General features: G+C 38.6%; 6 protein-coding genes. All 6 read right to left on the bottom strand.

The features are described 5' to 3' along the window. Nucleotides 1–143 precede the first annotated feature (143 nt). Entirely contained in the window at nucleotides 144–2,120 is a 1,977-nt protein-coding gene (locus tag ACQR30_RS14150) for a RagB/SusD family nutrient uptake outer membrane protein (RefSeq protein ID WP_429736232.1), read from the bottom strand. A 37-nt stretch (nucleotides 2,121–2,157) separates the two neighbouring features. Next, nucleotides 2,158–4,932, bottom strand: coding sequence for a SusC/RagA family TonB-linked outer membrane protein (locus ACQR30_RS14145; protein WP_429736234.1), 2,775 nt, complete (start codon nucleotides 4,930–4,932; stop codon nucleotides 2,158–2,160). Between the two features lie 17 nt (nucleotides 4,933–4,949). Next, nucleotides 4,950–5,510 carry a carboxypeptidase-like regulatory domain-containing protein gene (locus ACQR30_RS14140; RefSeq protein WP_429736230.1) on the bottom strand — a complete coding sequence of 187 codons (561 nt, stop codon included), beginning with the start codon at nucleotides 5,508–5,510 and terminating at the stop codon, nucleotides 4,950–4,952. 476 nt (nucleotides 5,511–5,986) lie between these two features. Then, nucleotides 5,987–7,369: a glycoside hydrolase family 140 protein gene (locus ACQR30_RS14135; protein ID WP_429736228.1), complete on the bottom strand. Its 1,383-nt coding sequence runs from the start codon at nucleotides 7,367–7,369 to the stop codon at nucleotides 5,987–5,989. Between the two features lie 5 nt (nucleotides 7,370–7,374). Beyond that, nucleotides 7,375–10,572: a DUF6298 domain-containing protein gene (locus tag ACQR30_RS14130; protein ID WP_429736226.1), complete on the bottom strand. Its 3,198-nt coding sequence runs from the start codon at nucleotides 10,570–10,572 to the stop codon at nucleotides 7,375–7,377. A gap of 32 nt (nucleotides 10,573–10,604) precedes the next feature. After that, nucleotides 10,605–12,248, bottom strand: coding sequence for a pectate lyase family protein (locus tag ACQR30_RS14125; RefSeq protein ID WP_429736224.1), 1,644 nt, complete (start codon nucleotides 12,246–12,248; stop codon nucleotides 10,605–10,607). Nucleotides 12,249–12,401: the final 153 nt, after the last annotated feature.

Here is a 12,401-nt window from a genome sequence, read left to right as displayed (position 1 = left end):
TTTCTAATAATTTGAAACTGTTTTTATAAATCTAAAGTCAACTTTTCTAGGCAAGTAAGCAAAGACACAAAACTTATACTCATTTTTGTTTGATCAATTAAAAAAGCATCCTCTATCTTTATAAATTATCGACCAAAACCACTTTATTGTTGGTAATCATAGGTACCTGCCCCGCCCGAATAGTCTAACCATCCCTCGGTTTGAGTAATCCAAGGATCCAAACTTAGTACAGAAGAATTAAGACCAGACAAATAATAATTAGGGCGGAATAATATATTAACAGGTGTGCCACTTACTTGATCCCAAGCCTGATCTAATGGAGTCATGACAAAATTCTTTCTATAAACATCTTCTAATGCGGCAATCTGCGCATTAAAATCAGCTGCGTCGGGATCAATAAGAATGCTATTTCTAACAGAATCAGTCAACGGATCTTTACTTGTGTAATTTTGCGCCTGCCAATAATAGCCATTACGAGCAGTACCATTGATAGGAGTAAGACCTAATTTTTGAACAGAGTTTCCACTTTTTGGGGTATTGTCGTACAACATCCAACGTTGGATATCCCAGAAACGCTTTCCTTCGTAAGCCAACTCCACACGGCGTTCATATAAACAATCATTTATTGCTTCATATTTAGTTGCCGGCGTTCCTATCCCATAATTATTAGCCGATGGTATGCCCACTCTTGCGCGTATTTTGCCCAAATATTTAACTGCGTCATTAATATCTCCTGTTGCGGCATAACATTCTGCAATATTTAATATTAACTCAGCATATCGGTATTCAAAGATATTGGTGCCGGAATAAGCGTAACCAGTACTATCGGCATTGGAATCTGACATTTTCCGAACGATAGCAGGACTATTGGTTTGGTTATCACCATAGTAAACTGGTTTGCCGGTTGCACTTGGCTTCCACCTATAAAACCAGGTGGATTTATTAGCATTGCCTTTGATACCCCATTTTTCACCCGAAAATTCAAAAGTCTTGTAAAAACGTGGGTCTCTATTTGCGAAGAAGAAAGTATCTATATAACCGTTAGCTGCTGTTGGACGCGAGCCATTGGCCATTGGAAATAAATCGAGCATTTGTTTCGTAGCAGAAATACCATTCCCCGAACCACCATAATCGATTGGTCTTATAGAATTTTCCCAAGTATTATTAACTCCCACAGATTTAGTATTTGTCGTACTAAATTGAAAAACGATAAGCGCTTCCGGATTGAATTTAGAGTTCCCTTGATTAGTCATAGAAGCCCAATCTTTTGCACTTGATCCATATAAACCGTAACCTGCGGCTGTCAGCTGAGTTTCTGCATCTAAACTCGCTTGTAAAGCAGCTTTCCATTTTGCATTGCCTGGATTATCCCAATCCGTATTAAACAGGGGGCTCGCCGCTGTTAAAAGCACACGGCTCTTCATGGCCAACGCACCTGCAGCAGTAAGTCTGCCGTAATTCGTACTGGGGGAACTCCAAGTCATCGGAAGTAAAGCCGCTGCAGAATCTAAATCCTTCACAATTTGCGCAAAACAATCGGATGATTTGGCACGTGGTATTTGTATGGACGGATCAGTTGTACTATTATTTTGTACAGTGGTAACAATGGGTACACCTCCATATACCCTTACTAAATCAAAATATTGCCAGGCCCTCAAAAAATACATCTGGCCTTTTGCCGTTGCACGGAAGGAAGCTGATAGATTGGCTGTTAACGGTTCATCCATCTTTTCTATGATGTCGTTGCAAAAGCGGATGCGCGTATATGGATTATTTGTAGTACTGGATGACGTTGTACCATAGTACCCATCCGCGTCTGAAGCAAATTGCAAAGTTTTGTTTGGGTCTGTATAATTAATAACGGTACCACCCAACTCTTCCGTCATGTTGGATCTGTTTGTATTGTATAAGCCCACTACTTGTTGTAAAGGGTTTGTATAACTTACAAAGAAATAGTTATAGACCCTGTCAATATACCACCCAGCCAACGTTTCGTTGGAAAAAACCTGGTCTTCGCCATACTGGTTATAGTCTTTCGTATTTTCCAGAAATTTTTTACTGCACCCTGCTGAACCTAGCAGAATTATAGATAGTAGTAAAAAGAATATTTTATTTTTCATAATAATGTTGAAATAATCAAATGTTTGAAAATAATTTTTAAAAACCTATATTAAGTCCGAGTGCCCATGTTCGTAATGTGGGATATGCAACATTTGGCGCATCATACATATTTCGGTATTTATCCGGATAGGGATTATTTAAATACCAAAGATTATTTCCTGAAAGATATACTCGGACACTTTGAATTCCTGCTTTCTTAACAAAAGTTGCGGGTAAAGTATAACCTATACTTAAACTGCGAATAACCGCACTAAATGTTGGCAACATAAAAAAGTCCGAATTCGTGCCACCAAATGCATCATAGTAAGCTATATTGGGGTATTTGCCATTCGGATTCGTGGCTGAATCGTACATATCAGTCAAATATATAGGCTGAGACCAAGTAGCGTTCGAACTAGAAGTTCCTTGTTTTATATAATCTAAACGTCGAGCACCACCCCAACCTACAGAAATTTGCGTAATCAATGAGATGCCTTTCCAACCTAAGTTTATATTTGAGGTAAAGCCATAAGTTCTGTTTGACTTCTTTAATTTTACATAATCTTCATCCTGTTGAATAGTCCCATCAGGTCCGGCAATTGTTTTACCATCTGCATTTAATGCACCTGCAACATCATTATACACCAACATACCTTTTTTCAAGCCAGACTCTGAAGTAATGCCTAGAAAGTTGGGAGCAGCACCCGCTACACCAGAATTTGCAGCATTTTGCGTTAAATAATTCCAATAATTATCTATATCAGCATCGGTGCGTAGTATACCATCGTGACCGGAAGTTTGTTTCCAAGTCTTAAATCCCCAAACCGGTGAATAACGGCCATTCCCTACGGCCATTTCGGTTGTTGTTATAGAAGGGTAATCAAACGGCAGGTCAAAATATTTAACCGTTTTATAATTACTTGTGCCAGAATTAATGCCAACAGAATAGGTAAAGTTTCCTACATGATCTCTCCAATTAATAGAAAGTTCCGAACCCCAAGAATTGAGATTAGTATAGTTTTGCTCAGCAAAGGCACCCCCTACGGATATGGGTGTATTAATGGCGCCTGACATAACCTGTAACAAGTTTCTACCCGAGTTAAAATATTGATCAAATGACACAGAAAGCCGGCTATCTAAAAAGGACATATCTAATCCAAAGTTCCTTTGTAAAGTACGATCCCATTTTACATTTCTATTAGGTGTAACTCCAGGGGTAAAGCCAGTTACATAGTTTCCACCATTGCTACCAAAACCGAAACCTTTATCCGCAGCTGCAGTATATACTTGCAGCCAATGCCAAGGATTTATATTGCTGTTGCCGGTGCGGCCGAGATCTGCACGTATTTTGAAGAAGTTTATCCAGGAAATGTTATCTTTAAAAAATTTCTCATCCGACAATACCCAACCTGCAGAAATAGCCGGGAAGAAACCCCAATAATTTTCAGGTGCAAAAATAGTTGATGCGTCTGTACGAAAAACAAACTGTAAGAGGTATTTGCTTTTATAATTATAGTTTAAACGACCCAGATAGGATAGTGCCCCTCCTGCATATTTGTAAGTAATCGTATTTGATGTATTTAAGGTTCCAGCCGATACCGAAGTTCCATTATAGACATCTGGCATGGGATTATCATATATCTGATACCTATCATCTTCACTATTTGTTGCTTTTTCTACTGAAGCCATAGCAGAAATGCTATGGTCTCCAATTTGCTTATCATAAGTAACAAAAAAGTTGGATTGCTCATTTTTTGACGTGGTGTTATCGTAAGTTACACGGGAGTTGGATGTATTAAGTGTTCCTTTCCACTTGGAATCCGTTGAACCCAATTCGGAAAATAAATGTGTCCCAGCATTTATAATATTAGCATCTTGATACAATAATATCGGAAACATATCTTGTTCCGTATTGGACGATTGTTGAGACAACCCATAATTTAATTTAAACGCTAGTCCTGGAACGTAAGGCACAGCGTACGTTAATGAAATATTAACGTTATAATTAAAGCTTTTATTAACTGTTTGTGAGCCATTATTTAATAAGGCATAGTAATTCCAGTTACTTAAGGAATTGTTACCCTTTGCACTTCCCGTTTTATTCGCACCCAATGGCGGTGATAGATACTGATTTACACCATTAATATTATATTCCCAAGGAATATATTTAGGCATATGCAGCAAGACGCTGTAATCATTTTGTTCACCACCAACTGCATATCCATCACTAAAATTGATTTTAGAGAATGATTTTGCAATATCTGTATTGTTAGCCGCTATTGTGGCACCTAAATTTAGCCCACTGATTACTTTCACATCCGTTCCAGCCCTATAGGTCCAGCGATTAAAATTCTGGGATCCCAAATTAGCACCTTGGGTATAATAAGAAGCTCCGGTAAAATAAGTGGCTTTCTCTGTACCTCCACTTACATCCAAAGAATGTTGCATATTATAAGCCGGACTCCATGCATTCCCCAACCAATCATAATTTAAAGAATCCATACTATTTAGTTCGTCGTCAGAAAACAGATATTTAGGATCTGTATGCCCACCTGCAATATTAAATTTATTCGAATATTCCCCAAACTGTCTAGCATTCATCACTTTTCCTTGGCTTACAGCATCATTTCTTTCAAATTTGGCATTATAAGAAATACGTGGTGCACCAACACTTCCTCTCTTTGTAGTGATGATAATTGCTCCTTGCGAGCCGCGTGCCCCATAGATGGCTGCAGCCGCATCCCGCACCACTGTTATACTTTTAACCTCGGATAAATCCAAATTATTAAATGCATTTTGCGATGGTTTGCCTGTCGCAGGATCAACTTGAATGACGTCGTCAATAACAATTATCGGGGAAGTTGTGCCGCCATCTTTCCAAAATTAAACTGTTGCCTGACATCTAACGTCGCTAAATCACCAGGCCGCTGACTGCCACCTGTCACGTGTAATCCAGGTATCTGCCCTCTTAATAATTCGGAAATAGAAGCAGCAGGAATATCCGCTATTTGTTTTAAATTAACAGTAGCCATTGATCCAGTAATATCCCTTTTGCTTTGCGTACCATATCCTACTACTACGACATCAGATAAGTCCTTGTCCTCGGAAGTCATTTTTACAGTAACAGAATTTAGTCCTACTACATTTACAAATGCTCTTTTATACCCAATATAAGTTACTACAATTACAGAATCTGAAGGCAAAACCTTGATAGAAAATCCACCGTGAGCATCTGCGCTAACGTTGCTAGGTTTACCTTTAACACTAATTACAGCCCCTGGAAGTTGCTGCCCGCTGACATTGTCAACTACAACTCCATTAATCGTTCTTTCCTGTGCGAGCAGCACGCCGCAGGACAATAATACCAGAAGCATTGCTCCCGACATTTTTTGCAAGAGTTTGATGTACATAAATTTCCTTTTTTGATTTGGTGATAAATGCATGCACTCCAATGAAGACGAGTGCAATCTTTTTTCGTATGGGTGCATTTAGTTTAATTAAAATGATTAAGAATTTCAATTTATAGATCCAAAATCCGTCTTATATAAATTACAATATCCAAATTGAGGGATAAGTAAGGATGACAATTATTTAATAACCAAAAAACGAACGTTCATTATTAATTTATAGCAAAAACAAGTATTCACAAAGTCTTCTGAATTACCGAAAATATTTGTAACAATTAATTTGGTAAGTCATTAATAAAATTCATAGGTCAAATTTACATTTATATCTGAATATAAGTTTTCGTAAATTTGCATAAAATTGTATAAAATTATCATAATTTGGGTTAAATGATTCTTTTCAAGAAAATTGAGCATGACTAGATCAAATCATACCCAACTAAACCAAATAAACCCGGAAAAAATGTTATTTGAATTCTATTCTATACAGCGTCAATGACCAATACCCAATCATTTCCATCCGCAGTTAGTCCCGGCGGATCAAATTGAATAATTCCATGGTTTCTTAGATGATGAGTCTCTTGGCTCTTGCCGTTGCGCGGATTGTACCAGGTCGTTTTCAAGTTCTCGTAATTAAAGTTTTTTAAATTAAGCGAAAAATTTTCCCCTGTAAAATCATAGACAAACACGTAGTCTTTTCCTCGTGTAGCCGCCAAGTAATTATATTTTGTTCCTTGATTTACCACAATAGACTCGTCTGGAACCCTGCTTAAATAGTCTCGGCTAAGCATCAATTTTTTCAGGTAAATCATTTGCGATGCACCTGTGTCATTAATGGCAGTTTTCCAATCAGCAGTTGCACCATAAGCACCAACAGCATCTCCACTTTTATGGAATTGCATTACAGAATTGTCTCCATAAGTAAACCCGGCCGCACCGGCAAATACAGACCAATAAGCATAGCGTCTGACATCAGCAGATTTCCATTTAGGTTGTGTCGTATCGTGCAAACCTTGTGGTATATTTTCGTAAGAAGGTTCTGCATCTAATGTTGGCTTTACCGGCATTTTAGCGTAGTCACTGATAACGTATTTATAGTTATCTTCTCCATAATGTAACTCTCCGGCAGAAGTATCCTGAAGGTAATTTCGATGTCCGGATTGAAAGCAATTAAAACTTAGCCAGTCTGCTCGTTGAAACCAAGTCGAAGATTGTGTTCTTCCTCTTGGATGAAAAGTTATCAATTGTTCCGGGCAAATTTGATGAATAGTTTCACCAATCGTTTGCCAAATATCTGCAGAATCGCTTCCTGGAATATCCCCACCATTCATCCAAATGACGTTGGATTTATTTTTATACCTATTGGCCAAGAAAGTGGCATAAGATTTGGCTTGCGCAACTGAAACTTTTCCAGATTTCACCACTGAACCCCAAACGGGAACCAAAGCAATATAAATATCATGCTTTGCAGCTAAATCTATTACATAATCCATATTTTGCCAATAATTGCCGTCGGCATTTCCACTTACTTTTAAATTAGGTTTACTTAAATCATGATTGATCAATGCCGGATCACCATACACATCCGTTTCACCTAGGCTATGAATCACCATAACCTGTATGACATTGAAGCCCTTTTTTTGTCTATCTTCTAAATAAAGCTGTGCATCTTTATGGTTCAATTTACTAAACAAAAGCCAACCCGTATCTCCCTGCCAAAAGAAGGGATGATGATTTTGGGTCTCAAAAAATCGGTGATTATCTGAGATCTTTAAAAGGCCCGTTTCATTATTTAGTTTGGAGCTACAGCTCAATAATAAAAAAACGCTCAATAAAACAGCAACCATTTCTTTCTTTTGTAGCATACTCATTATTTACTATTACTTAACCATAATACAACAGGCCCGGAAATATCTGCATTACACTTTACATTCAGATCTTTTGCGCCTTGGATATTTTCTGTATTTCCAATCTGCATACCCGTTCTGGCATCAATCCATTTCAAAGAATAATTTCCTTTAACGTCAGTTGAACCCAAAGCAACAGGTTTGTTACCTTCGCTATAAACAATCATTCCATTCTTCCCCTCCAAAGCCCACTGATTATTTGGCTTGCCCCGCAAATCAATAGGATGCATTTGCGCAGCATCCTTCAAAAATTCAACCGGCAATGCTTGGGGTAACGGAGCTAAAGAGCCTCCGGCAATAAAGGACGCCCAACCATAAGTATTATAGCCTTCAGCAGAATACATTACTACTTTTGAAGGATATTTATCTTTGTACTCTCTTACAGCTCTGTATACTTGCTGGAAAGAAGTGCTTTTCGGTTTAAGCTGTCTTGCCCATTGTCTTGGCGCCAAACTCTTTCCACCCAGAGGAGCATAAGTCGTTCCGTCGGCCTGGTAATACCAATAACGAATATCTATGACACTGATGGCTTTTGCCCTATTGGCATCCTTTAAGATACCATCCTGTACGTCTTTGGTGGTACTCAAACCGATGGTTTCTTTATGCCCTGTGCTCTTTTCCCATTCTAAAATAGTATCCAACCAGAATTGAACAAAGCTTAGAGGGCCCGTATATTCCTCACATATAAACTGAATCACGCCTGAATTATCTTTAAAATTATTCAAACACTGGTCGATAAATGCTTGATGTAATTTTCTTCTCACAGGATTGTTCACGTTATAAAACTGATCGGCCATAAACAACCGCTTATCTCCCGCAAAATGGATAGGTTCTGGGAAGCCAGTGTTGTTAATATTATTAACCGGCCTCCATGTAAAATCTACATAATGTGCACCCGCCTCAATAATATTATGTTGAAAATAATTGTGATGAATAAGCACCAAACCCTTCTCGTCTGCCAAATCAGCAAATTGTTTCAACCGACTCCAATACCATTTATTATACTTGGTTAAATCATATTTACTCAAGCCGTCCCAAGCAGCACCAATACCGGTTCTTGCAAAAGGCAATTCATAAAATGGAGCCCATACATCTCCATCAATCCTTCGAATGCGTTCGTGATCATCTCTTCTACGATCATACCACAAAGCATAATTCTGTTCCATTATTTCTACATTATTCCTTTTCATTCTATCGGTCACTGAATCCAAATCGTCTGTAAAACCTGTACCAATTCTTCCGGGAACAAAACGCGTAATGGCGGGAACAGCTGTTTTTAACCAATCCGGCTTCAAAGATCCATTCCACCATGGTGCATAATCACGTTTGCCGGTTAATATTTTTCCGCCACGCGTAAGCCAACCATTTAACAAGACCATTGATGGCGCCTTAGTGATAACTAATTGCTTTTCTAAGCCGATTTTATCAATAATCTTAGCATTATTAGTGTTCAATGAAATTGGATAGGTGGCGGTAATATGATCGATCCAATCAGATATAGTAATCGCCGGCTTATAAGCTTCGGCTGTTAAAGCCGCGGCTTGTTCTACGGTTGGGCTACTGCTGGCCTCGCTTTCAACGGGCAACAAAATAGCTTGTCTATCAATATTTTTATGCAGCCTTTGTTGAAGCTGTGCATAAAAGAAGCTTCTTGGTGTAATCCAATTATTTGATTCGGCCCAATATCCGTCACCTTGAAACTGAGCCCATGTACCAAATGCATAATTCTCAGCGGTGGGCGGTTTGTAACAATCAACTCTTCCTGCGAAAGTATTCCAAAAGACACTGTTTAAAGTATTCCAACCTGCACCTTGCTCATCTTGTCCCAAATTTTTGTAACTAAGCGCTTGCCCGTCTAATCGTATGACGTCAAATAAAACGCCCGAAGTTAAAGCGCTGATAGCACCACTATAACTTAAAGATTCATAAGACTGGCATTGCACAAAAGCGTTCGGCCCCGGAGCACAATAGCCAACTGCAAAATCATGATAGCCATGTTCGCTATAGAGTCTTTGAAATAGGGTTTGCTGTCCGGAAGTCCAGAAGGTATACCTTCTTTGCCCACCAATTTCAGAAATGGGATCTAATGATTTACAATCTTCAACCGTTATTCTTTTAGCATTGGGCAACACATCAACTGCCGAACCGGCAAAATGTTCAAATTGAATTCTTCTTACCCAACCATCTTCCATATTGTTCATGGTGATAGCCATCCAGCGATGTGCTTCATCTTTTGGATTTGATTTATCATAGGTAGAAACACAACTTAAATTCTCAATTCCGACTTGCTTTATACGACCCGGCCATACGTATTTTGCAATGGTTCCACCTCCGTACTTTTTATCTAGTGCGATAGTAAGCGGCGCATCTAAAACAAGCGAGTCTCCATCTTTGCCCACAATTTTCCTATCCCAATAAATATCTAACTGATCACCTTTCCAACCTAGAGCAGAAAGTCCACCGCCAAAAGATCTTGTACCCATTACATCAATCCAGTTATCAGTGCAAGGTCTATGGATAAGCACATTATCTCCTATAGTAAAATCACCTATATTATTAGCAACAGTAACTTTTGTTGCATTTACGGGAACATAAGTCTCCATAATAGGTTGAGAAGCTTCTACTTTCTTATCCTTCAATCCCGAAACAATTATCAACGTAGCCCTGTCTGTGCCATCAGCAGAAAGTATGGTACCCTCTTTTCCCATTCCGCTCCCCCTCAAAACGACACCCGAGTAGTTCATTTTCAAAGTACCCGAAATATGATAAATACCTTTTTGCAAAAGCACAGCACCTTTAAAACCATCCTTATTAGCCTGGAGTTTACCAACATAATCCAATGCAGACTGAATACGCCAAGTTGCATCTCCCGGTTTCAAAGGCACTACTATCTCCACCGGTACAGTTGGAATTGGTTTTTCGGAAGCCATATAACCACAATAAGAAAAATCTACAATCCTATTTCCCAGTGAATCCGGTTTGTATATTAAATTTCCACCTTTAGCCTCGTAGACAGGAGGAATAATTATCTTTTTTTTCTTCTTTTGTCCGAAAGCTGTTGGAATAACACAACCTAATAGGATACAACCAATCAAAAATGTTTTACAAAATTTGGTCAATGAAATATTTTTGGTTTGTTTAGTATTTTGCTGCCTTTTCATTTTCTAATTTTAGCCTAATTCTTTAATAAGTTTTATTGTTGCGGCTGAACTATTTTCATCGGAACAATACCATTTAGATATTCTTCGATGTTGGTATAACCGCTTCCGTCTTTAGCATAAGCCGATGCATCCGAAGCATTGTGCGGGTTAAAGCCATGTGCTCTCTCATATTTATCTGGCATACCGTCTTGGTCTGAATCTTTATATGACTTCCCTTTATAAGTTGGATAACCGCCCACTTGACTAATGTCACTTATAATTCCTTCTTTATAAGAATCTGCCGGCAATCTTCTCTTGATATAGGGTGTAACACCAGATTTCCCATTTTTTACATATTCAATCTTCCCGGTTCTAACTTCTCTTATAATTCTCGAATCCACGGGATCACGGGTAGGTAAAACGGCCCCTACATTATCTAAAACATAATTATAGGCTTCTTTAGCCGTAATAATTTTCACATGGCCACTTAATGGGAATGGTTTGTCGACGCGAATACTGTTGGTATATTTTCCCGCATTATCCATATCTTCAATTTCAACACCACCATTCCAGTTATCTTCGGTCACCGCTGCATTACCTTCCATAATATTTCCATGTACATAGGCTTTGCCATACACACCTCTTGTTGCTGGCGAACGACCAGATTCTGGTTTTAATATTCTATGAGAAATAGGTTTATTTTTAGGCGTAATAGGACCTGGTTTGTAATAATTATTAATAAAATTAAAAAACGAATTATTGTCTCCTCCGTCTGCGCTTCTGTTCCACCAATTAAAGATAACATTGTTTACAAAGCCAAAATCACCATACATACCAACGGATGGGTTTCTGGCAACATTATTTGCCCACAAATTGCGCATAAAAGTGCTGTTTAATCCCCCTATAGTACTACCAAAAGCATGGTTATACGTATCTAAACCTTCAGCAAAAATCGAATTTTGAATTGTAACATTTACCGTAGGTAATTTTTCTTGTTTTTTAGTTCCCCTGTCGTAAACATGTCGATAAATAGACATATTCTCATCCAGCCCCCAAGTAGCAGAAACGTGATCTATCATAATATTACCAACCGGATTCCCACCCACAGCATCGTCTCTACGACCTACATTTGTCGCACCTCTGCGGAAACGCATAAATCTAATAACAACGTCATGTGTGTTTATCCAAACAGACTCACCGGCTACGCAAATACCATCACCTGGAGCACTCTGCCCTTCAATTGTGATATAAGGAGCCCTGACAATGATAGGGCTTTTCAAATGAATAATACCCGCTACATTAAACACAACAATTCTAGGACCGCCTTGTTCACAAGCCCATCTTAGCGTACCGGGTCCCCTATCCGCAAGACTTGTAACTTCATAAACCTTACCCCCTCTTCCACCAAAAGAATACGCACCACCACCTTCTGCACCCGGAAAAGCGGGAATTTTTGCCTGAGGCAAATCAGATGGTTTTGCTGCCCATGGAATATAGGGCTTTCCCTCTTTTTCATCTTTTTGAATAATGGGTAATGCCTTTTGCCAAGCAGCATCGGAATAAGCTTGTTCCACAGCCAAAGCCGAATCAGAAACAGCCTGTACCGCGGGAGGTATAATAGGATATTGCGCTAAAGCCACTATCGGAAATAGCGTAACTATAAATATTATTATCTTGGATAAAGTAGAATTGTTCATTTGTAGGATTTTCTGTTCAATATAAATTGTAAAACTTTACTGAAACGATTGAATGAAGAATAAAATTATTTGATAGTATCTAAAAATTTATATCTCAAAAAGAATAAGAGGTTGCCTTTGGTAAAGGCAACCTCTATAAAGGTCTAACGTCTT

This window comes from Arachidicoccus sp. (assembly GCF_050436765.1).
GTDB lineage: Bacteria > Bacteroidota > Bacteroidia > Chitinophagales > Chitinophagaceae > Arachidicoccus.
This window is presented reverse-complemented; position numbering and strand designations above follow the sequence as displayed.

Bases quoted from the DNA above. Each gene is read 5' to 3' on its own strand.
- ACQR30_RS14125 (WP_429736224.1), bottom strand. From the start codon at position 12,248: ATGAACAATTCTACTTTATCCAAGATAATAATATTTATAGTTACGCTA.
- ACQR30_RS14140 (WP_429736230.1), bottom strand. From the start codon at position 5,510: ATGTACATCAAACTCTTGCAAAAAATGTCGGGAGCAATGCTTCTGGTA.
- ACQR30_RS14135 (WP_429736228.1), bottom strand. From the start codon at position 7,369: ATGCTACAAAAGAAAGAAATGGTTGCTGTTTTATTGAGCGTTTTTTTA.
- ACQR30_RS14130 (WP_429736226.1), bottom strand. From the start codon at position 10,572: ATGAAAAGGCAGCAAAATACTAAACAAACCAAAAATATTTCATTGACC.
- ACQR30_RS14150 (WP_429736232.1), bottom strand. From the start codon at position 2,120: ATGAAAAATAAAATATTCTTTTTACTACTATCTATAATTCTGCTAGGT.